This window comes from Micromonospora sp. NPDC048898, assembly GCF_043198035.1.
Taxonomy (GTDB): domain Bacteria; phylum Actinomycetota; class Actinomycetes; order Mycobacteriales; family Micromonosporaceae; genus Micromonospora.
In genome coordinates this window covers 734326-758084 of sequence record NZ_JBICUF010000001.1, presented here as the reverse complement: position 1 = coordinate 758084, position 23759 = coordinate 734326, and the positions used below count along the sequence as shown (strand labels likewise).

The window sequence follows — 23759 nt, the reverse complement described above, 5'->3', positions numbered from 1 at the left end:
GTGCCACCCGCACGGTGTGGGCATGCGGATCGCCATCGTGACCGAGTCGTTCCCACCGGATGTGAACGGCGTCGCGCACTCCGTGGTGCGTACGGCGGAGCACCTACTCGACCAGGGCCACGAGCCGGTGGTCATCGCGCCCGCCCCGCCCGGCGCCGGCCGGCGGGGCATCGACCGGCTGCCGTACCCGGTGGTGCGCATCCCCAGCGTGCCGCTGCCCCGCTATCAGGGTTTCCGGTTGGGCGTGCCGACCACCAGCCGGTTGACCGGCGCGCTGCTGTCGGCCGAGCCGGACGTGGTGCACCTGGCCAGTCCGTTCGTCCTCGGCGCACGGGCGGCCACGCTGGCCAGCCGGCACCGGCTGCCCACGGTGGCGGTCTATCAGACCGATGTGGCGGCGTACGCGCGGGCGTACCGGGTGGGCTGGGGTGAGGCGGCGGCCTGGCGCCGGCTCCGGGAGATCCACAACTCGGCGCAGCGCACCCTCGCCCCGTCCACCCGCGCCGCCGCCGACCTGATCGCGAACGGGGTGCAGCGGATCTGGCTGTGGCGCCGGGGCGTCGACGCCGTCCGCTTCGATCCGGCAAAGCGGTGTGCGGCGCTGCGGGAGCGGCTGGCACCCAACGGTGAGCTGCTGATCGGCTACGTCGGGCGGCTCGCCCCGGAGAAGCGGGTGGAGCTGCTGGCGGCGACGTCGCGGCTGCCCGGGGTGCGGGTGGTGGTGGCCGGTGACGGTCCGGCCTGCCGCCAGTTGGCCCGGGACCTGCCCCGGGTGACGTTCCTCGGCGTACAGCACGGTGAGGAACTGGCCCGGCTCTACGCCAGCCTGGACCTGTTCGTGCACACCGGCCCGCACGAGACCTTCGGTCAGACCATCCAGGAGGCGCTGGCCTCCGGGGTGCCGGTCGTGGCGCCGGCCAGCGGTGGCCCGGTCGACCTGGTCGACCAGGGGGTGACCGGGCTGCTGGTGCCGCCGAACGACGGAGACGCGCTGGCCGCCGCGGTCGCCGACCTGGCCGGGGACGCCGATCGGCGGCGGGCCTACGGGTTGGCCGCCCGGGTCGCGGTCAGTCGACGTAGCTGGGCGGCCGTCGGCGACGAGCTGATCGGGCACTACCACGCGGTACGCGCCGTGGCCGCCGCCGTCGGCCTGCCGGCCGCGTCGTGACCGGCGCGGCGGGCGGGCTGCGGATCGTGCGGCTCGCCAACTTCGTGACGGCACGCTCCGGCGGCCTGCGGACCGCCTTGCGGCACCTCGGGGAGGGCTACCGGGCGGCCGGGCACGATCCGGTGCTGGTGATACCCGGCCGCGCCGCCGCCGACGAGTCGCACCCGTGGGGGCGGGTGATCACACTGCCCGGCCCGGAGGTGCCGGGCAGTGGCGGTTACCGGCTGCTCGCCGGTCGACGCCGGCTGGCCCGGCTGCTCGCCGACCTGGCACCGGACCGGTTGGAGGTCTCCGACCGGTTGTCACTGCGCTGGACCGGCCGGTGGGCGCGGGTGCACGGGGTGCCGTCGGTGATGGTGTCGCACGAGTCGCTGACCGGGTTGCTCGGCCAGTGGGGCGTGCCGGACGCGCTGCGCCGCCCGACCGCCGACCGCCTCAACCGGGCCACCAGCCGGGCGTACGACCGGATCGTCTGCACGACCCGGTGGGCGGCCGAGGAGTTCGACCGGATCGGCGCGGACAACGTGGACCTGGTGCCGCTCGGGGTGGACCTGGACACCTTCCACCCGGACCGGGCCGACCCGCGGCTGCGCGCCCGCTACGCAGACCCCGGCGAGTTGTTGCTTGTGCACTGCGCCCGGCTGTCGCCGGAGAAGCGGCCGGAGTTGGCGGTGCAGACGCTCGCCGAGCTGCGCCGGATGGGCGTACCGGCGGTGCTGGTGCTGGCCGGCGACGGCCCGCTGCGCGGCGCGTTGGCCCGTCGGGCGACGGGACTGCCGGTCACGTTCACCGGTTTCCTGCCGGACCGCGTCACGGTGGCCGCGTTGCTGGCCAGCGCGGACGTCGTGCTGGCGCCGGGCCCGGTGGAGACCTTCGGGCTCGCCGGGCTGGAGGCGTTGGCCTGTGGCACCCCGGTCGTCGTCAACGCGGCAAGTGCCCTGCCCGAGGTGGTCGGAGCTGCCGGGCTGGCCGCGTACGGCTCGGGGGAGTCGATGGCCGGGGCGGTGACCCGCCTGGCGGACCGGCCGACGGCGCAGCGGCGGCGGGTCGCTCGGGAACGGGCCGAGGAGTTCGGCTGGCCGGCAGCGGTCGCCGGGTTCCTCCGGGTGCACGGCGCGGAGGTTCCCCGGGGCACCCCGAGCGAGGTGGATCGCCGGACCGCATAAGGTGCAGGGATGGCGCGACCTGACGGGCGAGGGCCCAATCAACTTCGACCGGTGACCCTGACCCGAGGCTGGAGCACCCATCCGGAGGGCTCGGTGCTCGTCGAGTTCGGCGGCACCCGGGTGCTCTGCACGGCGAGCGTCACCGAGGGGGTGCCCCGCTGGCGCAAGGGCTCCGGGCTCGGCTGGGTGACCGCCGAGTACGCGATGCTGCCCCGGGCCACCAACACCCGCTCCGACCGGGAGAGCGTCAAGGGTCGGGTCGGTGGCCGTACCCACGAGATCTCCCGGCTGATCGGCCGCAGCCTGCGGGCCGGCATCGACCTCAAGGCGCTCGGCGAGAACTCGATAGTGCTCGACTGCGACGTGCTCCAGGCCGACGGTGGCACCCGCACGGCGGCGATCACCGGCGCGTACGTGGCGTTGCACGACGCGGTGGGCTGGCTCGCCGCCCGCAAGGCGTTGGCCGGCAAGCCGGAGAAGGTGATGCACCGGTCGGTGTCGGCGGTCAGCGTGGGAATCATCGCCGGCGAGGCACGGCTGGACCTCTGCTACACCGAGGACGTCGCCGCCGAGGTGGACATGAACGTGGTGTGCACAGGTGCGGGTGACTTCGTCGAGGTGCAGGGCACCGGCGAGGCGGGCGTGTTCGCCCGCGACCAGCTCGACAGCCTGCTCGACCTGGCCGTCGCGGGTTGCGCGGAGTTGGCCGAAGCCCAGCGCAAGGCACTCGCGTGAGCGCGAGGAGTGAGCTTGCGAGCCCCGCAGTCGCGAACGAAGGTGTTGCGGTGAGCGCGAGGAGTGAGCTTGCGAGCCCCGCAGTCGCGAACAAAGGTGATTCAGCATGAACAAGGTCCTGCTCGCCACCCGTAACCGTAAGAAGCTTGTCGAACTCCAGCGGATTCTGGACGGCGCGCTCGGCACGCAGCGGATCGCACTGCTCGGGCTGGACGACGTCGAGCAGTACGAGGAGCTGCCGGAGACCGGCCTGACCTTCGGCGAGAACGCGCTGATCAAGGCGCGGGAGGGTTGCCGGCAGACCGGCCTGGCGACCATCGCCGACGACTCGGGGCTCGCGGTCGACGCGCTCAACGGGATGCCTGGGGTGTTCAGCGCCCGCTGGTCCGGTCGGCACGGTGACGACCGGGCCAACCTCCAGTTGGTGCTGGACCAGATCGGCGACGTGCCGGACGGGCAGCGGGCGGCCTCGTTCGTCTGCACGGTGGCGCTGGTGCTGCCGGGCGGCAAGGAGCACCTGGTCGACGGCCGGCAGTCCGGGCGGGTGCTGCGCGCGCCGCGCGGCGACGGCGGGTTCGGCTACGACCCGATCTTCCTGGGCGACGGACAGGACCGGACCAACGCCGAGCTGACTCCGGCGGAGAAGGACGCGATCAGCCACCGCGGCAAGGCGCTGCGCGAGCTGGCCAAGCTGGTCGCCAAGGTCCTGCCGCCCGCAGCCTGAGGCCCTGCCGCCCGCCGCCTGACGGGCGCGAGGCCCTGCCGCCCGCCGTCTGACGGGCGACGCGAGGTGCTGCCGCCCGCCGCCTGACCCGCGGCGGGCGACAGCGACCCGACGGAGGTCAGCCCAGCGGGCCGACCTCCCGTTCGATGGCGGCGCGCAACTCGGGCCCGGCGACGACGGCGCGGGCCGCCTCCAGCACCGGGGCGAGGAACACGTCCGGGCCGGGCTCGCCGGCCGCCGGACCGAGCGCGGCGACGGCGGCCCGGCCGGCCGGTGACGGCTCCAGTGGGGCGCGCAGTTGCAGGCCGCGTACGCCGGCCAGCAACTCGACCGCCAGCAGGCTGGTGAGGTTGTCCAGGACGGTACGCAGCTTCTTGGCCGCCGCCCAGCCCATCGAGACGTGGTCCTCCTGCATCCCGCTCGTGGGCAACGAGTCCACCGAGGCGGGGGCGGCCAGTCGACGGTTCTCGGCGACGATCCCCGCCGCCGTGTACTGGGCGATCATCAGCCCGGAGTTGACACCGGCGTCGGGGGACAGGAACGCCGGCAGTTCCCGGGAACGGGTGACGTCGAGCAGCCGGTCCACCCGTCGCTCGGCGATCGCGCCCACCTCGGCGGCGGCGATGGCGAGGAAGTCCGCCGCGAACCCGAGCGGCGCGCCGTGGAAGTTGCCCGTCGACTCGACCCGCCCGTCCGGCAGCACGACCGGGTTGTCCACCACGGACACCAATTCCCGGCCCGCGACCGTGCGGACGAAGTCCAGGGTGTCCCGGGCCGCGCCGGCCACCTGCGGTGCACACCGCATCGAGTACGCGTCCTGCACGGCGTGCGCCAGGTCGTCGCGGTGTGAGTCCATCACCCGGGAGTCCTGCAGCAGCCGGTGGATGTTCGCCGCCGACGCCGCCTGACCGGGGTGCGGCCGGATGGCGTGCAGCTCGGGCAGGAACGGGCGCTCCGAGCCGAGCATCGCCTCGATGGCCAACGCGGCAGTCACGTCGGCCATGGCGAACAGGTGCGCCGCGTCGTGGATGGCCAGCAGCAGCATGCCGAGCATGCCGTCGGTGCCGTTGATCAGCGCCAGCCCCTCCTTGGCGGCCAGCTCGATCGGCGTGAGCCCGGCGGCGCTCAGCGCGTCGGCCGCGTCCTGCCGCTCGCCGGCCGGCCCGAGGACCCAGCCCTCACCGAGCAGCACCAGCGCGCAGTGCGCCAGCGGTGCCAGGTCACCGGAGGCGCCCAGCGAGCCGTGCTCCGGCACCCACGGGGTGATGTCGTGGTTGAGCAGGTCGACAAGGGCCTCGGCGACCAGCGGCCGGACCCCGGAGCGACCCAGGGCCAGGGACCGGACCCGCAGCAGCATCATGGCCCGGACCACCTCGCGCGGCATCGGCGCGCCCACCCCGGCGGCGTGCGAGCGGATCAGCGCGTGTTGCAGCTCGGCCCGCCGCTGCGGGGCGACGAAGGTGTTGGCCAGCGCGCCGAACCCGGTGGAGACCCCGTAGACGGGACGGCCGGACGACTCGATGCCGTCCACGATGGCCCGGCTGGTCGCCATCGCCTCGATGGTGGCCGGGGCGAGGACGATCGTGGCGGTGCCACGGGCCACCGTGAGAACGTCGTCGGCGGAGATCCCGGTGGGCTGGATGGTCACGGTCGTCATGGCGTTACTCCGTTGCGAATTACCTGGCGGATCAGGGGGACACCGGGCCGGTAGGCCAGGTGCAGGTAGGAGGGGGCGTCCAGCACGACCAGGTCGGCCCGCGCGCCGGGGGTGAGCACACCGACGTCGTCGCGGCGCAGGGCCCGCGCGCCACCGGCGGTGGCGGCCCAGACCGCCTCCGCCGGGGTCATCCGCATCTCACGGACCGCCAGGGCCACACAGAACGGCATCGACGAGGTGTACGACGAGCCGGGGTTGCAGTCGGTGGCCAGCGCGACAGTCACACCGGCGTCGAGCAGCCGGCGCGCGTCCGGATAGGGCGAGCGGGTGGAGAACTCCGCGCCGGGCAGCAGGGTCGCGACGGTGGTGGTGTGCGGACCCTCGTGGCACATGCAGTCGACCAGGGAGGACGCGAGCGCGTCGACATCGGCGTCGGACAGGTAGGTGCAGTGGTCCACGCTGGCCGCGCCCAGCTCCACGCCGAGCTGCACGGCCGGTCCGGGGCCGAGTTGGTTGGCGTGCACCCGCACACCGAGCCCGACGGCCTGTCCGCAGGCCAGGATGGCCCGGGCGTGGTCCACGTCGAAGGCGCCCCGCTCGCAGAACACGTCGATCCACTTCGCGTGCGGTGCGGCGGCGGCCAGCATCGGTCCACAGACCAGCCCCACGTAGTCGTTCGGGCGGTCGGCGTACTCGGCGGGGACCACGTGCGCGCCGAGAAAGGTGGTGTCCTCGGTGAACTCGGCGGCGATCCGCAGTGAGCGGGCCTCGTCGGCGACGGTCAGCCCGTACCCACTCTTGATCTCCATGGTCGTGGTGCCCTGGCGCAGCGCCTCCCCGCGCAGCCGGCGCACGGTGGCCCGCAACTCGTCGTCGGTGGCGGCCCGGGTCGCGCGGACCGTGGTGCGGATGCCGCCGCCGGTGTAGGGCTCACCGGCCATCCGGGCGGCGAACTCGGCGGCCCGGTCCCCGGCGAAGACCAGGTGGGCGTGGCTGTCCACGAAGCCGGGCAGCACGGCGGCCCCACCGGCGTCGATCCGCCGGTCGGCGGCCGGGGCGGACGCGGACGGCCCGACCCAGGCCACCCGGCCCTCCTCGATCAGCACGGCGGCGTCGCGGTGGATGCCCAGCGGACCCTCGCCGGCACCGTTGGTGACCAGCTCCCCGATGCCGTCGACAAGCAGACTGCTCATGCGGGTATCACCGCCTCGATGGCGGCCGTCAGCTCGGCCGGCACGTCCACGCTCAGGTGCTGGCCCTCGGCCACCACCACCCGGCCGTCCACGAGCACCTGCTCGACGTCCCCCGCGGTGGCCGCGAAGAACACCCCCACCGGCGGTACGCCGGCGGTGCGGGCGCTGTCCAGGCGGACCGTCACCAGGTCGGCGCGGGCGCCCACGGCGATCCGGCCGGCGTCGTCCCAACCCAGCGCGGCGTGCCCGGTGGCGCTGGCCGCCGTGAGCAGGTCCAGCGGCGCGAAGTGGCCGCGCCGGCGGGTCCGCAACCGCTCGTCCAACTCCACCGCGCGGGCCTCCTCGAACAGGTCGATCACGGCGTGGCTGTCGCTGCCCAGGCTCAACCGGATCCCCGCGTCGGCCATCCGCCGGGCCGGGCCGATCCCGTCGGCGAGGTCCCGCTCGGTGGTGGGGCAGAGGCACACCCCGGTCCGGCTCTCACCGAGCAGGGTCAGGTCGGCGCTTGTCGGATGGGTGGCGTGCACGGCGGTGGTGCCCGGCCCGAGCACGCCGTGCTCGGCGAGCAGCGCGGTGGGCGTTCGCCCGTGCACGGCCCGGCACTCGTCGTTCTCGGCGGGCTGCTCGGAGAGGTGCACGTGCAGCGGTGCCCGCCGGTCCCGGGCCCAGTCGGCGACCGTACGGAGCTGGTCGGCCGGGACCGCCCGCACCGAGTGCACGGCCGCGCCGACCCGGACGTGCGGGTCCGCCGGCTGGAACGCCGCCGCCCGTTCGGCCCAGCGGGCCGTGTCGCCGTCGCCGAATCGCCGCTGCGGCCCGGCGAGGGGTCGACCGTCCACGCTGGAGGTCAGGTAACAGGCGTCCAGCAGGGTGAGTCGGATTCCGGCGTGCGCGGCGGCCTCCACCAGCGCCGCACCCAGCACGTTCGGGTCGGCGTAGGCGCCGCCGTCGGGCCGGTGGTGCAGGTAGTGGAACTCGCCCACGGCGGTGATCCCGGCGAGCGCCATCTCGGCGTACACCGCCCGGGCCAGGGCCAGGTAGGTGTCCGGGTCCAGCCGGTCCGCGACGGCGTACATCCGGTCCCGCCAGGTCCAGAAGTCACCCCGCCCGCCGTGGGTACGCCCCCGCAGCGCCCGGTGGAAGGCGTGCGAGTGCACGTTGGCCAGGCCCGGCAGCGTCAGGCCGGGCAGCCGGGTGGCGTCCCCCAGCACCTCCACTCCGGCGGTGGGGCCGCCGGCCCCCGCCAGCGGCGTGACCGCGGTGATCCGGCCGTCCTCGACCTCGATCAGCACGTCGGGCGTGGGTTCGGCGTGCTCGGGCAGCCAGGCGTACTCGGCCAGCCAGCGGGTCGGTGTCAGCGGCATGTCAGCTCCTGGAGCACCCGGGCCAGCGCGCGTACCCCGGCGGCGCAGTCGTCGTCGGTGGCGGCCTCGGCGGGGGAGTGCGACACCCCGGTCGGGTTGCGCACGAACAGCATCGCGGTGGGCAGGTGCGCGGCCAGCACCCCGGCGTCGTGCCCCGCGCCGGTCGGCAGCACCGGCGCGTCCAGCAGCGTGGCCAGCCGTTCGGCCAGGCCCCCGTCGAAGGCGACGAGCGGCGTCGCCGACTCCTCGGTGACCGTCACCACCGTACCGTCGCGGCGGGCCCGCTCGGTGAGCTTGCCCCACACCGCCTCGACCAGCCCGGTGAGCGTCTGCGGGTCGGCGGCGCGGGCGTCCAGCCAACCCGTCACCTTCGACGGGATCGCGTTCGTGGCGTTGGGTTCGACGGCGACCCGGCCCACGGTGGCGTGGGCGCCGCGCAGCCGGGCCTCCTTGTTGGCCGCCAGCACCGTGAACGCGTAGGTGAGCATCGGGTCGCGGCGGTCGGTCATCAGGGTCGTACCCGCGTGGTTGCCCTCGCCGACGACGTCGAAGCGCCACCGGCCGTGCGGCCAGATCGCGCTGGCCACCGCGACCGGCGCGTCCGTCTCGGCCAGCGCGCGGCCCTGCTCGACGTGCAACTCCACGAAGGCGCCGAACCGGCCCAGCAACTCCGGGCGGGCGCCCGCCGGCCGGTCACCGAGCGCCTCGGCGAAGCTCACCCCGGCCGCGTCGCGCAGGCCGGCCGCGCGGTCGGGTGACAGCGCCCCGGTGAGCAGACGAGACCCCAGGCACGGTACGCCGAAGCGCGCACCCTCCTCCTCCACGAACGCGGCAAGCACCAGCGGCCGGTCCGGGGTGACGCCGCGAGCGTGCAACTCGTCCACGGCGAGGAACGCGCTGACGATGCCGAGCGGCCCGTCGTACGCCCCACCGTGCGGCACCGAGTCGAAGTGGCTGCCGGTGAGCACCGCGTCCGCACCCCCGGGGTCACCCCAGTGGGCGAAGAGGTTGCCGTTGCCGTCCTCGGTGACCGGCAGGGCGCGGTGCTCGGCCTGCGCGCGGAACCAGGCGCGCAGCTCCCGCTCCGGCTCGGTCAACGCGTACCGCAGATAGCCGCCGCTGTCGGCGTCGCGCCCGACCGGCGCGATCTCGTCCCACAGGGCCCGGAACCGGCCGGGAAGGTCGTCGCTCATGCGGCACCTTCGGCCATGGGCGTGCGGAGGCCGGTGCGGTCCGCGACGTCGCGGGCGATGTCGTAGCCGGCGTCGACGTGCCGGATCACGCCCATCGCCGGGTCGTTGGTGAGCACCCGCTCGATCTTCTGCCCGGCGAGGGCGGTGCCGTCGGCGACACAGACCTGCCCGGCGTGGATCGACCGGCCGATGCCCACCCCGCCGCCGTGGTGGATCGACACCCAGGACGCGCCGCTGGCCGTGTTGACCAGGGCGTTGAGCAGCGGCCAGTCGGCGATCGCGTCGGAGCCGTCGGCCATCGCCTCGGTCTCCCGGTACGGGCTGGCCACGCTGCCGGCGTCCAGGTGGTCGCGCCCGATGACGACCGGGGCGGAGAGTTCACCGGAGGCGACCATCTCGTTGAACCGCACGCCCGCCCGGTCCCGCTCGCCGTACCCGAGCCAGCAGATCCGTGCCGGCAGGCCCTGGAAGGCGACCCGCTCGCCGGCCATCCGGATCCACCGGGCCAGCGGCTCGTTCTCGCCGAACAGCTCCAGGACGGCCCGGTCGGTGGCCGCGATGTCGGCCGGGTCGCCGGAGAGCGCCGCCCACCGGAACGGGCCCCTGCCCTCGGAGAACAGCGGCCGGATGTACGCGGGCACGAAACCGGGGAAGTCGAAGGCACGCTGGTAGCCGGCGAGCTGTGCCTCCCCCCGGATCGAGTTGCCGTAGTCGAAGACCTCGGCGCCGGCATCCAGGAACCCGACCATCGCCTCGACGTGCGTCGCCATCGACGCGCGGGCACGGTCGGTGAACTCGGCCGGCTTCGCCCGCGCGTAGTCCCGGGCGTCGGCCAGCTCCACCCCCACCGGCAGGTACGACAGGGGGTCGTGTGCGCTGGTCTGGTCGGTCACGATGTCGATGGCGACCCCGCGGCGGAGCAACTCGGGGAAGACCTCCGCCGCGTTGCCGACCACGCCGACGGAGAGCGCACGCCGGTCCCGCTTCGCGGCGAGCACCCGTCGTACCGCGTCGTCGAGCGAGTCGGCGACCTCGTCCAGGTAGCGGTCCTGCACCCGACGGTCCAGCCGGGTGCGGTCCACGTCGACGATCAGGCAGACGCCGCCGTTCATGGTGACCGCCAGGGGCTGCGCGCCGCCCATCCCGCCGCAGCCGGCGGTCAGCGTGAGCGTGCCCGCGAGGTCGCCCCCGAACCTTTTCGCGGCCACCGCGGCGAACGTCTCGTAGGTGCCCTGGAGGATGCCCTGGGTACCGATGTAGATCCACGAACCGGCGGTCATCTGCCCGTACATGGTGAGGCCGAGCTGCTCCAACCGGCGAAACTCCGGCCAGGTCGCCCAGTCGCCGACCAGGTTGGAGTTGGCCAGCAGCACCCGGGGCGCCCACTCGTGGGTCCGCAGCACACCGACCGGGCGGCCGGACTGCACAAGCATCGTCTCGTCCTCGCGCAGGTCGGTAAGCGTGCGGACCAACGCGTGGTACGACGGCCAGTCCCGTGCCGCCCTGCCCGTGCCGCCGTAGACCACCAGGTCGTCGGGGCGCTCGGCCACCTCGGGGTCGAGGTTGTTCATCAACATCCGCAGGGCGGCCTCCTGCTGCCACCCGCGGGCGGTGAGCTGGCTGCCCCGTGCGGCACGGACGGGCTGGGTCATCTCGGGTCTCCTCCGGTCATCCGCGGAACAACTGACGGCGGGCCGCGGAGGCCTCGAACGCCTCCAGTCGGCGTTGGGTGTCGGCCGGCGCGGCGTCGCAGATCGCCTGCAACAGCACCATGGCCAGGGTCATCGGGGCGGTGTGCAGGTCGAAGACGAGCTGCGTGCCGACCGCCGCCGGCAGCACCACGTCGGAGTACTCGGTGGCGGGGCTGACCGGTGAGTCGGTGATCGCCACGACGGTCAGCCCGGCGTCGCGGGCGTCGCGCAGCGCGTCCAGCGTCTCCCGGGGGTAGCGGGGCAGGACGAAGGCGAGCAGGGCCGACGCCCCGGCCTCGGCCGCCTGCTCCAGGCGGTCGGTGAGCAGGCTGCCGCCGTCGTCGAGCACCCGTACGTCCGGGTGCACCTTCGCCGCGAAGTACGCGAAGTACGCGGCCAGCGGCGCGGCGGCGCGCAGGCCGAGCACCGGCAGCGGGCGGCTGGACGCGAGCAACCGCCCGGTCTCGGCGATCCGGTCCCGGTCGGCGAGCTGACCGGCGAGCCGGTCCAGGTTGCCCATCTCGGCGCGTACCGCCTGCTGTAGCTCGTTGCCGGCGTTCGCCGATCCGGCCGGCGTCGCGACTGTCAGGTCCCGCAGCCGGCGGCGCAGCGCCGGGTATCCGTCGTGGCCGAGCGCGACGGCGAACCGGGTGACCGACGGCTGGCTGACCCCGGCCAGCTCGGCGACCTCGGCGGCGGACAGGTACGCCACGGCGGGAGCGTGCTGCACGAGGCAGTGCGCGATCCGGCGCTGGGTGGGGGTCAGCCGCACCCCGTCGAACAGGTCGAGCAGATCGGTGCCGCGCGCACCACTTTCATTCACAGGCCGACTCTATGCATGGAATCTTTCACCTGGCAAGGTGGCGTCCTCCGACGTCACGGTGCGGTTCCGCGCCGTCCGGAGGGTGTGCGAGGGCACGTCGTCACGGGGCAGTCCTTATTCAGAGGTGATCGGTACTATCCGCTCGGCGAGACGACGGAGGAGCGCGCATGCAGCCGGAAAGTCCCTACAGGTTCACCCGTGTGCTCGGCGGGTCTCTGGTGGGAAAGGCATGGGCCGCCGTCGACGGACAGGAACGCCCCGCGACGGTCGTCGTGCTGGAGGGGCCGGCGGCGACGGACCCACGCTGGCGCGAGGCCTTCGCCCAGGCCGTCGGGATGTTGTCCCGGGCGCCCGGCGGCCACCCCTACGCCGAGGCCGACCTGACCTCGACCAACCCGTGGGTGGCGTACGAGGGCGACCAGCCGGACGTTCCGGAGCGACTGTTCCGACTCCTTCAGCAGGACTACCGGGCCGAGGACGCCACCGTGTCGCTCGGTGACTCCACCGCCCCGGTGAGCGGCACCCCGGTGTCGACGGGCGCCTGGAGCCAGGGCCCGGCGGGTGACGCCGCCCCGGGCGCGCCGGCCGAGACGACCCAGCAGGTCGCCCTGTACGCGCAGGCGCCATGGTCCGCGCCGGTCTCGGCGGCTCCCTCGTCCGGCGTGCCGGTCCCGCTCGACCGTGAACCGTTCGGGATGCCCGGCCGGCGGATCGCGCCGGTCCAGGTCGTCCGGAAGCGCCGCGGCTGGCTCCCCCTCGTCGCCGGTGGCCTGGCGATCGCCCTCGTCTCCGGCGCCCTGGGGTACGCCCTCGGCGGGTCCGGTGACGAGGAGAAGGCGCCGACCGAAAGCACAGCCCTCTCGCCCTTCCGGGCGACCCAGGCCTCCATCAACAAGGCGAAGTTCGTCGGCGAGCTGGCACCGCTTGGCGAACCATGGCTGGCCGACGTCAGCGGTTGCGTGGTCTACAACGACGACGGCGGCCCGGATCTGCCTCCGAACGAGGAGCGCCACGTCTACTGCCCCGACGGGGCACTGCAACTGCACTTCGTGCTCTTCCGGGAGCAGGCCCAGCGGGATGCGGCGCGCGCCCATCGCCAGGAGCTGAACCTCGCTGCCCAGACGATCGCCCCGGGGCTGAAGGAGGCGACCCGTACGACCGGCGGCAAGACCGGCGTGCCCGGCAGCTACGTGGAGTACGCGTTCAAGGTCGAGACCGGGACGTACTGCGGCCTCTGGTGGAATCGGGACGACTCCAACGGTGTCCTGGTCATCGAGACGCCCTGCGAGGCCGGCATCGCGGGCAACTGGGAGGCGCTGCGAGACCTGTGGCGCCGGTACAGTTGAGGCCCGGCGTGCGGCCACCCGCTCTGGGCAGCGACACCGATGGAGGCCGACGTCCGTTGACGGCGGCTGCTCCGTACGATCGCACGGTGCACATGGTGACTGACCGGTTCAACAGCCTGGGGCGCCCGGCGCGCTTCGTCGCCCTGTGCCTGCTGTTGGTGGCGGTGGCGTTCCTGGTCCTCGGCAGGTGGGACCTCGCGCTCGCCATCGGCGCCGGTGCCCTGCTGGGGTGGGTGCTGCTGAAGCCGGTCCGGGTCACCTGGGCCATCTTCGCGGTGGCGTTCATGGTCCCGGTGACCATCGACCTCGGTTACCCGACCAACCCGTCGTACTCGCTGCTGCTGCTCCTCTTCGTCCTCGCCGGCTGGGGGCGGCTGCACCGCGCCGAACGGGACGGGTGGCAACCAGGCCTGATCGGTGCGGCGCTGCTGCTCCCGTTCTGCGCCGTCCTCGCGGGCGTACTGCACTGGCACGGCATCAAGCCGGTGGTCGTCGGTGTCGCGCCACTGCTGTGCATCGGCGTGCTGGCCTGGCACCTCGTCGAGGAGGCACGCCGGGACCCGAAGCTGATCCTGCGCATCGCCGAGGTGTTCACCTGGGTCAGCGTGGCCGTGGCCGCGCTCGCCAAATACCAGACCCTCACCGGCACCTGGCCGCTCTTCGACCAGTTCGCGTACGACTGGACGTACACGTCCGTGTTCGACCCGACCCGGGCGGCCGGGTTCTTCGGTCACCCGATCGTCTACGGGTCCTTCGCCATGGCCATGGCGCTCGTGGCGCTGACCATCCGGGGCAGGTACTGGTACGTCCCCTTCACCGCCAACCTCATCGGGTTGGTGCTGTCCGGCACGCGCAGCGCCTGGGTGGGCACGGCCCTCGCGCTCCTGATCTGGCTGCTCCTGAACGTGCGGAGGATCGCCTGGCGTGGCGTGGCCACCGGGGCCATCATCACAGTTGTCGCCTTCGCCGCCGTCGCGGTCAATCCGTCGACGTTCCGGGTCGGCTCGTCCGAGCCGCCGCCGACCTGGGTCAGCCCGACCGAACCGGGCAGCAAGCCGTCGCCGAGTCCCTCCACATCCTCCGTGGACTCGGTCGACGTGGCGGGAGCACGGATGTCCGACCCGGTGGGATCGGCCAGCGCGAGCGCCCGCTTCGAACGCATCGCCGTCGCCTGGGACGGCATCACCCGGGACTGGTCCACAGTCATCTTCGGCAACGGCCCGGAGTCCAGCGTGCGCTACCTGGAGGACGTCGGGATCGGTGACGGGCAGGCGCAGGTCTTCGACAACACCTACCTGACCATCTGGCACAACTTCGGCCTGGTCGGTCTGCTCAGCCTGCTCGGTCTCCTGCTGGCGTTGTTCTGGCGTTCCCGGTCGCTGGCCGGTCGACTGATCATGGTCGGGTTCGCCGCGCAGATCTTCTTCTTCGACGTGTGGCTGTGGCTGAGCGCCGTGGCCGTCCTGCTCCTGGCGGTCAGCCTGGGCGCCGCGGGCGGCGGTCCAGGAGCATCGTCCTGGGCCTTGCGGGGCCTGGTGCCAGGGCGGCAGCGGGCCGCCGGGCGAGACAGCGCCGCCCACAGTCACTGACCGCGCGACCTCTCAACAACCCCCTGAAAAGAATGGCCCCAATGAACGACGACACTGGCCCCCGTGGCCGGACCACGCGTGCCGGCGGTAGGTTCGTCCGCGGCATCTGGCTCTTTCCGGCCCTGCTCACGGTCGTTCTGCTGGGGTTGACGGCCCTGCAGATCAACGGCTCCTCGGTGGGCATGGTGCACACCATGTTCTACGGCACGCAGCCGGATCCGGACCTCCTGTTCAACAATCCACAGGGGATCCGGGCCGACGAGTGGAACGTCAACACCCAGATCACCGTCGCCCAGGAGGCCGCCAACTATCCCCGGATCAACCCGAATGTCGGGCAGGGGGAGGACATCTCCCTGATCAGGGACGTCCCGTACAAGGAGTGGTCGGCGGTCTTCAAACCGCACAACCTGGCCTTCCTGGTGCTGCCGTTCGACTTCGCGTTCGCCTTCAAATGGTGGCTGATGGGCTACCTGCTCATCCTGAGTTGCTACTTCTTCGTGCTGGCGCTGATGCCCGGGCAACGATGGTTCGCCGCCGGGCTCGGGCTGGCCCTGTTCTTCAGCCCGTTCGCCCAGTGGTGGTACCAGTACGTCACGTTGTCGTCGATGTACTACGCCCTGTTCGCGGGCACGGCGCTCATCCTCCTGATGCGGTCGAAACGGTTGCTCACCACCGTCGGCTGGGGTGCGCTGCTGGCGTACGTGCTCACCTGCTTCGCGCTCGTGCTCTACCCGCCGTTCCAGGTGGCCTGCGCCCTGGCCGTGGCTCCGTTCGCCGTGGGCTTCCTGATCGAGCAGCGTCGTGCGCTACCGGGCCGGCTGCTGCTGCGGCAGTTGGGTGTCGTCGTCGCGTCGCTGGCGGTCGCGGGCGCCCTGATCGGTGCCTTCGTCGCGACCCGGATGACAGCCATCGAGACCATCCAGAACACGGCCTACCCGGGTAAGCGTGTCGTGGAGAGCGGCAACTTCGCCTTCGTGCACCTCTTCTCCGGGCACACCAGTCTCAACCTGCAGTTCTCGGCCAAGGCCGAGCTCTACAAGGTGATGAGCAACCAGAGCGAGAACTCCAACTTCCTGCTCGTCTTCCCGTTCCTGGTAGTGCCCAGCGTGTTCCTGCTGATCAAGCTGTACCGGGCCCAGCGGATCATCGACTGGCCACTGCTGCTGGTCAGCATCACGCTGCTGGGGTCCCTGGTCTGGCTGTTCGTCCCCGACATGGAACTGCTCGGCAAGATCCTGTTCCTCAACCTGGTGCCGCACGCACGGCTGCTCATCGGCATCGGTCTACTCAGTTTCGTGGGGGTGGTCCTGTTCGTGCGGCGACTGCTCGACGAGCGCATGGGCCTGCCGAGCCGCAAGCTCGTCATCGGGTACACCCTCGTCGTGCTGCTCGCCCAGGCGCTGCTCACCCTGGACGTGGAGCGGGCCTTCCCGGACTACATGCAGGATCGCGGGCTGCTCCTGTCGCTGATCCCCATCCCACTCGTCGTGTTCCTGCTGCTGCGGAAGCGGTTCGCCTGGGGCGCGGCCGTTCTGCTGGTCTTCTCGGTCGCCATGACGGCGTTCATCCACCCGCTGTACCGCGGCACCGAGGTCCTGACCCGTACGCCGCTGGCGGAGTCGATCCGAGCCATCGAGGCCGAAGACCCCGACGCCTCCTGGGCCATCGAGTCGGGTGGGGTGCAGAACTTCGCCTACATGAACGGCGCCCGCTCGTTGTCCGGCGTCTACGGCTACCCGCAGTTGGATCTGTGGCGGACGGCGGACCCGCAGGGCGAGCAGGACTTCATCTACAACCGCTACGCCCACGTCTGGTTCGTGTTCAACCGGGATCCCGCCCAGAACGTGCCGACCACGTACGCGTTGGGGACCTCCGACCACTTCGAGATCAGCACCGAGCCGTGCGGCGACTTCCTCCGCCAGCACCAGGCCCGGTACCTGCTGACCGTGGAGCCGCTCAACGAGCCGTGCCTGGAACTGCGCGAGACGGTCCGCTACCCGGCCGCGACGTTCCAGATCTACAAGGTGCGGTAACGAGTGACGGCCGGGGCCGGCCAGCGGCGGGCCCCGGCCGTCACCCGAACCCACGCGGGTTGTGGTCAGCGCGGGTTGTGGTCAGCCTTTGCCGATCAGCAGGACCGGTTCCACTCCGCCGCTCGCCTGCTCGACCCGGTAGCCGGCGAGCACCTGCTGCCAGGCCTCCGCCTGCGCCATCGCGTGGGAGCGGATCAGCCACACCCGCCCGCCGCCACGCTGCTCGGCAAGCGCGAGCGCCTGGTCCAGGCTGGCGCGCAGGGCTGCCGTCTCGTGGTCGGAGATCACGACGACGTCGGACCGCGTGGGCATCCGGATCCACCAGCCGACGGTGTTGCCGTACGGAACGACCAACTCGACCCGGTCCTGCGGCGAGTAGAACGCGAAGCCGTACCACGCCAGGTCGTTCATCACGATGACGTCGTTGGCGGACCGGTGCGTCGCCACGTACTGGGTCGCCGAACGGATGTCGGTCACCGCGATGGCCGTGTAGTAGAGCCCCGGTTCGTCGCCGTCGAACCGGTACCAGCGTCCGTTGTGGAGGCCGTACACCGCGAGCAGGACCGCGCAGGCCGCCGCGGTCAGCGCCGTGGCCGGCAGGCGGGGTACCGCGCGGCGGACGAGCGCGGCCCCACCGTAGGCCAGGCCGGCGACCCCGATGCCGGCGACCGCGCCCGTCACGACGAGCAGGAAGTGCGAGGTACGCAGCTCCAGCAGCGGATAGAACCGGGCGACACCAAGCGTCGTCACACCCACCGGCAGCAGCAGGAGCGCGATCGCCGCGGCCGGGCGGCCCCGCCAGGCGAGGGTGCCGACACCGGCCAGGAACAGGCCGCCGATCAGCAGAGCGGGCGCGCCCACCACCGGTGCCAGGCCGTGCACCTGCCGGTCGAGATAGCCGGGCAGCTCGGTCAGACTGGGAAAACTGTCGGCCCAGTAATCCCGCATCATGTCGTTGTTGCCGCGCGCGGAGACGCCGAAGTAGAAGACGACGATGACTGTCATCGCGCCGAACGCCGCCACGGCCACGTCCCGCAACCGCGCCCACTGCCGCCGCAGCGCGGTCACCAGCAGCAGTCCGCCGAACACGCACGGGGTGGCGATCGCGGTCACGTGGCTGAACACGATGCCGGTGGCGGCCACTGCCGCGATCACGCCGAGCCGCCCGCGCGACCAGGTCTGCTCCGTCCAGGCACCCAGCGCCACCAGCACCAGGGTGATCGCGGCGTCCGCGGTGTACTGCTTGAGGTCGTGACGGATCTGCTGGGCCGGCAGGAGCAGGACCACAGCCGCACAGGCGAGGCCCGCGACGATCCCGAGCCACCGCGTCGGCCACCGCGACAACCGTCCGAGCGCGTACGCGGCGACGACGGTGAGCCCGTGGAACGCCAGCGGCACCACGCGGAGGTAGTCGGTGTCCGGCACCAGCCGCAGCAGGAGACTCCAGCCGAGCGGGGTGGACGAGGTCGCCGCCGGCAGGTCGCTCAGCGGCAGCCGTACCGACAGCGCCACCCATGCCTCGTCGAGCCAGTACCCGGCCGTGAGCATCGTCTTGACGTCGTGCACCACCGGGAACAGCGCCAGCAGCACGGCGACGGCGATCCAGTCCGCCGGGACTCCTCGGCGTCGCCTCGGCGTCGTCGACGTGACCGGACGGTCCACGTCCACGCGTTCCCGCTGTACGACCACGTCGCTCCCCATCACGAGTACGGAACGGCAGGCGTCGACCCGACGGGCGGACACCAACGCGCCGGGCCGGTCGAGGCCCGGCGGCACTGCAGACGCGGCCTCAGCTGGCCCCGGCCTGCCGGGCCGACGTGGGCAGGGACTCGGCCGCACCGCGCTGCGTCGGCACCGACCTGCCGATCAGGCGTGCCGCCTGCGGGTTGCGCCGGGCGGCCGTCGGCAGCCCGACCACGAACTCGGGGAACAGGCCGAAGAAGGTCCGGGCGCTCTGCAACTCCAGGGTGTGCGCCCGCGACCACTGGAACGAGTTGGTCGCACGGGCCCAGTGGTGGGTCCACCGCACGTCGCCGAGCAGCACCACGGGCATGTCGTGCCGCCACGCCCGCAGCCCCAGCTCGTGGTCCTCGTAGTAGAGGAAGAACGACTCGTTCCACCCGCCCATCGCGACGAAGTCCGCGGTGCGGGCCGCGACCGCCGCGCCCATCGCCCAGGCCACGTAGACGGCCTCACCGGCGTCGGCCACCACCCGGTAGTTGGCGTGCATCCGCGACAGCGGCCAGATCTTCCGGTTGCCCAACTTCGCGGTGGCGTACGGGAAGCCACGGCCGTTGGGTTGGGGGGTGCCGTCGGTCGCGAGCAGTTGGGGAGCGACAAGGCCGCCGTGCGCGTCCAGGTGGCGCTGCATCGTGGCGAGCCCGGCCGGCTCGACCTCCAGGTCGGGGTTGGCGAACAGCACGTACGCACCGGCCGCCTGCCGGACACCGACGTTGTTGGCCCTGGAGAACCCGACGTTCTCCGGCAGCCGGATCACCCGGGCGCCCAGCTCCTCCGCCACGGCGACCGAGTCGTCGGCGGAGTCGTTGTCGACGACGATCCACTCGTACGGCTTGGCGCCGCCCCAGCATCGCCGGAGCGTGTCGGCGGAGTTGTAGGTGACCGTCACGACACTCCACGGCGTTCCTGCCATCACGCGCTCCGAACTCTCAGATAGCTGATCAGGGATGCAAAACCGAACCGCCTGCCCTTCCACTGCCGGCGGGCGGCGGGCCCCTCCACCAGGCCACGTCCCACGCCACGCAGGAAGGGGCGGAGCAGACCCTGACGGGCACGCCGGGCGGCCAGCGCCAGGTGGGCCAGGGCGAGGACCGGTATCGCGACGAGCATCAGCGGCCAGGTGAAGGTCCGCGCGGCGACCAGGAGCCGGTTGCGGGCCAGGAGGAACGCCCGGAATCCCTGGAGCTTGTTGTCGCCCTCGACGCTGTGGCCACCGGCGTGCGGGAGCATGAAGTCCAACCGTCGGGTCCGCAGGCCCTCGGCGTACATGCGGAAGGCGAGGTCGGCGTCCTCGCCCCAGGCGAACAGGTGCTCGTAGAACCCGCCGAAACGGTGGAAGAGCGCGGTGGGGAAGACGGCCGCGCCGCCGGACGGGCCGAGTGGCCCGCGCGGCACCGCCGCCGCCCGGTCGATGAACAGCGAGACCGGGTGCAGGTCGATGCCGACGAACTCACCGCCGTGCATGGCGAGACCCACCGCGATCGGGCTCTGCGGGTCCGCCGCGATGCTGGCGAACAGGCGGACCAGCGCGTCCTGCGGCAACCAGACGTCCGGGTTGAGCAGCAGCACGTGGCTCGTCCGCACCGCCGCGACAGCCCGGTTGCAGCCCGCCGCGAACCCCGGGTTCGACGAGTCGGGCAGGTACTCGTACCGCTCGTCGTCCAGAGCGTCGGCGATGACCTTCGCGCACTCGTCCTGCGGCCAGTTGTCGGCGAAGATGAACGTCACCGGCAGACCCTCGGCGGCGCGTACCCAGGTCGGGAGCGTCTCGGCGAGCATGTCGCTGGACCGGTAGAGGACCGTGACGATCGTCAACGTCTCTGTCACCGGGACACCTCCCTCACTGTTCGCGGATCACGGGACGACGGCAGGTCCGTCACAGCAGAGACCTGTACAGGCTCTGCCACCGCTGCACACACCTGTCGAAGGCGTACTCCTGGGCGTACCACTCGGCCACCCGCTGCCCCTCGTCGACGGCACGGTGGGCGACCGCCTCCCGGATGGCGCCGGCGAGCGCGGCGGGCGCGAGGTCCGCCTGGAACGCCAGGGTGCCCGTCGCGTGCCGGGTCACCTCGGCCAGGCCACCGGCCCCGGTGTGCACCACGGGTACGCCCAGGGACAGCGCCTCCAACGCGCTGAGCCCGAACGACTCGACCCGGGACGGCACCAGCAGGCAGTCGATCTCCTGGAGGAACTCGGCGGCCGTGACCCGGCCGACGAGTTCGAGGTTGGGCCGGGCGGCGATCGCCATCGAGCCGGCCCCGGCGACCTTGAAGTCCAGCTCGGGCAGGAGGGAGGCGATCTCGGGTAGGAGGTCAGCCCCCTTCTCCTTCTCCAACCGGCCGAGGTAGCCGACCACCGGCCGACGACCAGGCTGCGGCGTGTGCGCGGGCTTCGGGCTGGGCCAGGTGGCGGGCAGCGGGTTGGGGATCAGGTGGATGTTCTTGACCCCGCCCCGCTCGCGCAGCTCGGCGGCCTCGAACTCGGACACCGCCACCGTCGCGTGTGGACGCACCTTGCGCATCGCCAGGTCCAGCGTGATGTTGGACTGGATGAGCGCCTTCTGCTGGAGCGACCCGGCGGTGTCCCGGTACTGCCAGAGGCTGTTGTGCAGGGTGACCACGAGCGGCGTCCGCCTGCCGCCCATGCTCAGCGCCGCCCGGCAGTGCATGGCGGCGGACAGCAGGTGGGCGCAGACCACGTCCGGCTGTACCTCGTTGACGAGGCGACGGATCTCCCGGGCGTAGCCGAGGTCGATCCGGCTGGTCGCGCTGAGCCCGATCCACGGCACCCCGGCCGTACGCAGCGCGTGGCCGACCTCGTCGTCGGAGGTCGCGGCGACGACGTCCAGACCCGTTCGTGCGTGCGCCGGGATGATCTCCGTCAGGATGCGCTCGGCACCACCGAGCTGCCGCCGGCCGGAGCCGCCCGTGGTGCAGACGAACAACACCTTCACGAGGCACGCAGCCCTTCGACGGCGCCACGCGCGATGGCACGGCGGACCGGGTTCCCTCCCACCGCAGCGCGCAGCAGCACCCCGCCCACGTACGCCGTCGTGGCGATCCGGCCCCGCCGGCCGCCCATGTCCCGGCTCGCCCGGATGAACTCCCGGGTGCGCCGCTCGGAGATCTCCTCCTCGGACCAGCGCCGCTTGGCGGTCGCGTCGTCCTCGTGCATGATCACGGCCTCCGGCACGTACGCCAGCCGCAGGCCCTGCTGCCGGACGGCCCAGCAGAGCCGCATGTCCTCGGAGTAGAAGAACGACGTCTCGTCGACGCCGCCGATCGCGTCGAAGGTGCTCCGGCGCATGGCGACGAAGGGGCCGGTCAGCCAGTCCGCCTTCTCCGGCGGCGCGACGATGCGCAGGTTCGGTAGCACCATGCTCAGCCCGGTGGCGTGGGCGAAACCGACGCCCAGGCCGAGGAACCGCCCACCCTCGGTCTGCGACACACCCGACGGGGTGACCACGCCCGGGAAGGCCGCGCCCACCTTCGGGTCGTCGAGGGCGGCCACCAGGCGGGTCACGGCGTCCTCGTGCACGATGATGTCGTTGTTGGAGAGGATCACGTTCGCCCGGCTCGTGTGCCGCACGCCGAGGTTCATTCCCCGCGCGTACCCCAGGTTGGAGCCGGACTGGACGTACTGGACACCCTGCTCGGCGCAGAACGCGCTCAGCGACTCCTGGATGTGCGCGGAGCTGCCGTTGTCGACGACGACGATCTCTGCCTCCGTCGGCAGCGACAGGACGCAGGCGCGGGTGCGCTCATAGTCCTCCCAGGCGAGGACAACAATCGAGACATCCATGTCAAACCGTCCCATTATTCGGCGACTGCGCTCGTCGCAGGCTCGCTCTGGAGGCGAAGGCGTGTACGGCGTAGGCGAGCGTCGAGGCGATCGCCGCCCCGACCACACCCGCCCACGGGATGATCGCAAAGTACGCGGGGATCGCGAACCCGAGGGTGATCAGGGCGACCACTGTCGTGGCCCGCTCGCCCCGCCTCTTCAGCAGCAGGGCGCTCCAGCTCTTGCCGGCCGCGGTGGCCAGTGAACCGGGCAGGAGGACGAGGCCGAGAATCCAGGCGTGCCGGTACTCGGGCTGGACGTAGCCCAGCACACCGAGCCCGAGGACAGCGGCCAGGGCGACCGGCAGCGCCGCGGTGACCACGGCCCGGGTGGGGTCGGGCCCGTCGTTGCCGTCCCGGCTGGCCAGGATCCGCTGCGCCCGTACGACGGCACCGGCCTGCGCGAACTCCAGCGCGGCGACGGCCAGGGCGTACACGCCGAGGGGGCCGGCACCGACGAACCTGGCCACCAGGATCTGGTTGAACCGCAGCGTCATCATCTGGGCGAAGATCCCGAGGTGCAGGTTGCCGACGGCAGCCAGGTCGGCGCGGTAGTCCACCGCGGTGGCCTCCGGCCGGGGCGCGGGCCCGATCCGCCGGAGCATCCCCAGCACCAGGGCACACACGGACAGCGCGCTGACCCACTGGACGACGAGCCACACCATGCTCCACAGGCCGCCGTCGAGGTAGCCGGCGAAGTACAGCGCCACGTAGCCACCGACCAGGACCGCGCCGCTCGCCGCGCGCATCGCGTAGACGACCATGAAGCTCTTCTGGCGCAGCGCGATCGACGAGACCGTGTTGAAGATCGTCAGACCGGCCGCGGAGCCCATGCCGACCAGGTAGCTGCCGAGCCCGGCCACCGTGGTGAGCACCGCGGCGGCGACGACGGAGAGCAGGACCGAGGCCGCCAACATCGCGAGGACCCAGGGGCGCCCCCGGGAGAAGACCCAGCCGCCCGGACGGGACAGCAGGAAGGTGTCCAGGGACAGGCCACCGACGGCCGCGCCCAGTGTGGCGCTCACCATGTTCGCGGAGAGTTCACCGCGCTCGGCGGGCGGTAGCGCCACCGACAGGACCGCCGCCAACCCGGTCAGGCCGAGCGCGCCGATGTAGAGACGTTCGGGTGCGATGAGCCGTCGCAGCAGGCCCAGTGCGCGGCGTCCGGGCGATGGCTTCGTGCCGGGATCCGGCGATGGCCGAGCGGTATTGACCAGCGACACGCCGTTCACTCGCCCCCCATAGATGCGTTACGTGCGGGCACGACGAGTCGTACTTCGCTGGCACTTTCTACCCGAATGCCGCTACACCTGCAATCGACCAGGTGGCCCCTAGGGTCTGTGTCAAAGCCCCTGGCCAGCCTGCGGCGGGCCCAGACGACGACCGGCCGCGTTGGAGATTCGTCCGGATACAACACCGGTATCCGGACGAATCTCCGCCTTGCCGGATCGCCGCCTGGACTCCGCCTCGGCTCGACCGAGGACTTTGACACAGA

The 23759-nt window shown here is 72.3% G+C and carries 19 protein-coding genes; 7 read left to right on the top strand and 12 right to left on the bottom strand.

The window, feature by feature from the left end:
* Window positions 1-22 precede the first annotated feature (22 nt).
* From ACGFIQ_RS03545 to rdgB, 4 genes are all read left to right on the top strand, one after another.
* Window positions 23-1168, top strand: a complete 1146-nt coding sequence (locus ACGFIQ_RS03545) for a glycosyltransferase family 4 protein (RefSeq protein WP_393238566.1) — start codon at window positions 23-25, stop codon at window positions 1166-1168.
* Entirely contained in the window at window positions 1165-2334 is a 1170-nt protein-coding gene (locus ACGFIQ_RS03540; RefSeq protein WP_393238563.1) for a glycosyltransferase, read from the top strand. The genes ACGFIQ_RS03545 and ACGFIQ_RS03540 overlap by 4 nt, the downstream gene beginning before the upstream one ends.
* Before the next feature lie 9 nt (window positions 2335-2343).
* Window positions 2344-3069 (top strand): ribonuclease PH, encoded by a 726-nt coding sequence (rph, locus tag ACGFIQ_RS03535; RefSeq protein WP_393238560.1) that lies wholly within the window; start codon window positions 2344-2346, stop codon window positions 3067-3069.
* Window positions 3070-3175: 106 nt separating this feature from the next.
* A complete protein-coding gene (gene rdgB / locus ACGFIQ_RS03530; RefSeq protein ID WP_393238557.1) occupies window positions 3176-3793 on the top strand; it encodes an RdgB/HAM1 family non-canonical purine NTP pyrophosphatase in 618 nt (205 codons plus the stop codon).
* Between the two features lie 118 nt (window positions 3794-3911).
* Here the strand turns inward: rdgB and hutH are convergent, their stop codons facing one another.
* The 6 genes from hutH to ACGFIQ_RS03500 are packed head-to-tail and all read right to left on the bottom strand — an operon-like array spanning window position 3912 to window position 11714.
* Complete coding sequence (hutH, locus tag ACGFIQ_RS03525) at window positions 3912-5450, bottom strand: histidine ammonia-lyase (protein WP_393238554.1); 1539 nt, start codon at window positions 5448-5450, stop codon at window positions 3912-3914.
* Window positions 5447-6643, bottom strand: coding sequence for an imidazolonepropionase (gene hutI / locus ACGFIQ_RS03520; RefSeq protein ID WP_393238551.1), 1197 nt, complete (start codon window positions 6641-6643; stop codon window positions 5447-5449). The genes hutH and hutI overlap by 4 nt, the downstream gene beginning before the upstream one ends.
* The gene (locus ACGFIQ_RS03515) at window positions 6640-8007 is read right to left on the bottom strand and encodes a formimidoylglutamate deiminase (RefSeq protein WP_393238547.1); all 1368 of its coding nucleotides are present in this window, start codon (window positions 8005-8007) and stop codon (window positions 6640-6642) included. Before ACGFIQ_RS03515 ends, hutI begins: the two co-directional genes overlap by 4 nt.
* Window positions 7998-9200, bottom strand: a complete 1203-nt coding sequence (locus ACGFIQ_RS03510) for an allantoate amidohydrolase (protein ID WP_393238544.1) — start codon at window positions 9198-9200, stop codon at window positions 7998-8000. The genes ACGFIQ_RS03515 and ACGFIQ_RS03510 overlap by 10 nt, the downstream gene beginning before the upstream one ends.
* On the bottom strand, window positions 9197-10852 hold the full coding sequence (hutU, locus tag ACGFIQ_RS03505; RefSeq protein ID WP_393238541.1) for a urocanate hydratase: 1656 nt from the start codon (window positions 10850-10852) through the stop codon (window positions 9197-9199). Before hutU ends, ACGFIQ_RS03510 begins: the two co-directional genes overlap by 4 nt.
* Window positions 10853-10868: 16 nt before the next feature.
* On the bottom strand, window positions 10869-11714 hold the full coding sequence (locus ACGFIQ_RS03500) for a MurR/RpiR family transcriptional regulator (protein ID WP_393238538.1): 846 nt from the start codon (window positions 11712-11714) through the stop codon (window positions 10869-10871).
* 167 nt (window positions 11715-11881) lie between these two features.
* Here ACGFIQ_RS03500 and ACGFIQ_RS03495 point away from each other — a divergent pair, with 167 nt between their 5' ends.
* From ACGFIQ_RS03495 to ACGFIQ_RS03485, 3 genes are all read left to right on the top strand, one after another.
* Window positions 11882-13060 (top strand): hypothetical protein, encoded by a 1179-nt coding sequence (locus tag ACGFIQ_RS03495; RefSeq protein WP_393238535.1) that lies wholly within the window; start codon window positions 11882-11884, stop codon window positions 13058-13060.
* 92 nt (window positions 13061-13152) lie between these two features.
* Window positions 13153-14649, top strand: a complete 1497-nt coding sequence (locus ACGFIQ_RS03490) for an O-antigen ligase family protein (RefSeq protein ID WP_393240334.1) — start codon at window positions 13153-13155, stop codon at window positions 14647-14649.
* A 41-nt stretch (window positions 14650-14690) separates the two neighbouring features.
* Window positions 14691-16682: a hypothetical protein gene (locus ACGFIQ_RS03485; protein ID WP_393238532.1), complete on the top strand. Its 1992-nt coding sequence runs from the start codon at window positions 14691-14693 to the stop codon at window positions 16680-16682.
* Between the two features lie 81 nt (window positions 16683-16763).
* On the opposite strand, the gene ACGFIQ_RS03480 is transcribed toward ACGFIQ_RS03485, so the two are convergent.
* The 6 genes from ACGFIQ_RS03480 to ACGFIQ_RS03455 form a co-directional block, all read right to left on the bottom strand.
* Window positions 16764-18383: a hypothetical protein gene (locus tag ACGFIQ_RS03480; RefSeq protein ID WP_393238529.1), complete on the bottom strand. Its 1620-nt coding sequence runs from the start codon at window positions 18381-18383 to the stop codon at window positions 16764-16766.
* 88 nt (window positions 18384-18471) lie between these two features.
* Window positions 18472-19335, bottom strand: a complete 864-nt coding sequence (locus tag ACGFIQ_RS03475) for a glycosyltransferase (protein ID WP_393238526.1) — start codon at window positions 19333-19335, stop codon at window positions 18472-18474.
* Window positions 19335-20249 carry a glycosyltransferase family 2 protein gene (locus tag ACGFIQ_RS03470; RefSeq protein WP_393238523.1) on the bottom strand — a complete coding sequence of 305 codons (915 nt, stop codon included), beginning with the start codon at window positions 20247-20249 and terminating at the stop codon, window positions 19335-19337. The genes ACGFIQ_RS03475 and ACGFIQ_RS03470 overlap by 1 nt, the downstream gene beginning before the upstream one ends.
* Window positions 20250-20298: 49 nt before the next feature.
* Complete coding sequence (locus ACGFIQ_RS03465) at window positions 20299-21378, bottom strand: glycosyltransferase family 4 protein (RefSeq protein ID WP_393238520.1); 1080 nt, start codon at window positions 21376-21378, stop codon at window positions 20299-20301.
* Complete coding sequence (locus ACGFIQ_RS03460; protein ID WP_393238517.1) at window positions 21375-22226, bottom strand: glycosyltransferase; 852 nt, start codon at window positions 22224-22226, stop codon at window positions 21375-21377. Before ACGFIQ_RS03460 ends, ACGFIQ_RS03465 begins: the two co-directional genes overlap by 4 nt.
* Before the next feature lies 1 nt (window position 22227).
* Window positions 22228-23496 (bottom strand): hypothetical protein, encoded by a 1269-nt coding sequence (locus ACGFIQ_RS03455; protein WP_393238514.1) that lies wholly within the window; start codon window positions 23494-23496, stop codon window positions 22228-22230.
* Window positions 23497-23759 lie beyond the last annotated feature (263 nt).

Bases quoted from the DNA above. Each gene is read 5' to 3' on its own strand.
- ACGFIQ_RS03545 (WP_393238566.1), top strand. From the start codon at position 23: ATGCGGATCGCCATCGTGACCGAGTCGTTCCCACCGGATGTGAACGGC.
- rph (WP_393238560.1), top strand. From the start codon at position 2,344: ATGGCGCGACCTGACGGGCGAGGGCCCAATCAACTTCGACCGGTGACC.
- rdgB (WP_393238557.1), top strand. From the start codon at position 3,176: ATGAACAAGGTCCTGCTCGCCACCCGTAACCGTAAGAAGCTTGTCGAA.
- hutH (WP_393238554.1), bottom strand. From the start codon at position 5,450: ATGACGACCGTGACCATCCAGCCCACCGGGATCTCCGCCGACGACGTT.
- hutI (WP_393238551.1), bottom strand. From the start codon at position 6,643: ATGAGCAGTCTGCTTGTCGACGGCATCGGGGAGCTGGTCACCAACGGT.
- ACGFIQ_RS03515 (WP_393238547.1), bottom strand. From the start codon at position 8,007: ATGCCGCTGACACCGACCCGCTGGCTGGCCGAGTACGCCTGGCTGCCC.
- ACGFIQ_RS03510 (WP_393238544.1), bottom strand. From the start codon at position 9,200: ATGAGCGACGACCTTCCCGGCCGGTTCCGGGCCCTGTGGGACGAGATC.
- hutU (WP_393238541.1), bottom strand. From the start codon at position 10,852: ATGACCCAGCCCGTCCGTGCCGCACGGGGCAGCCAGCTCACCGCCCGC.
- ACGFIQ_RS03495 (WP_393238535.1), top strand. From the start codon at position 11,882: ATGCAGCCGGAAAGTCCCTACAGGTTCACCCGTGTGCTCGGCGGGTCT.
- ACGFIQ_RS03490 (WP_393240334.1), top strand. From the start codon at position 13,153: ATGGTGACTGACCGGTTCAACAGCCTGGGGCGCCCGGCGCGCTTCGTC.
- ACGFIQ_RS03485 (WP_393238532.1), top strand. From the start codon at position 14,691: ATGAACGACGACACTGGCCCCCGTGGCCGGACCACGCGTGCCGGCGGT.
- ACGFIQ_RS03480 (WP_393238529.1), bottom strand. From the start codon at position 18,383: ATGGGGAGCGACGTGGTCGTACAGCGGGAACGCGTGGACGTGGACCGT.
- ACGFIQ_RS03475 (WP_393238526.1), bottom strand. From the start codon at position 19,335: ATGGCAGGAACGCCGTGGAGTGTCGTGACGGTCACCTACAACTCCGCC.
- ACGFIQ_RS03460 (WP_393238517.1), bottom strand. From the start codon at position 22,226: ATGGATGTCTCGATTGTTGTCCTCGCCTGGGAGGACTATGAGCGCACC.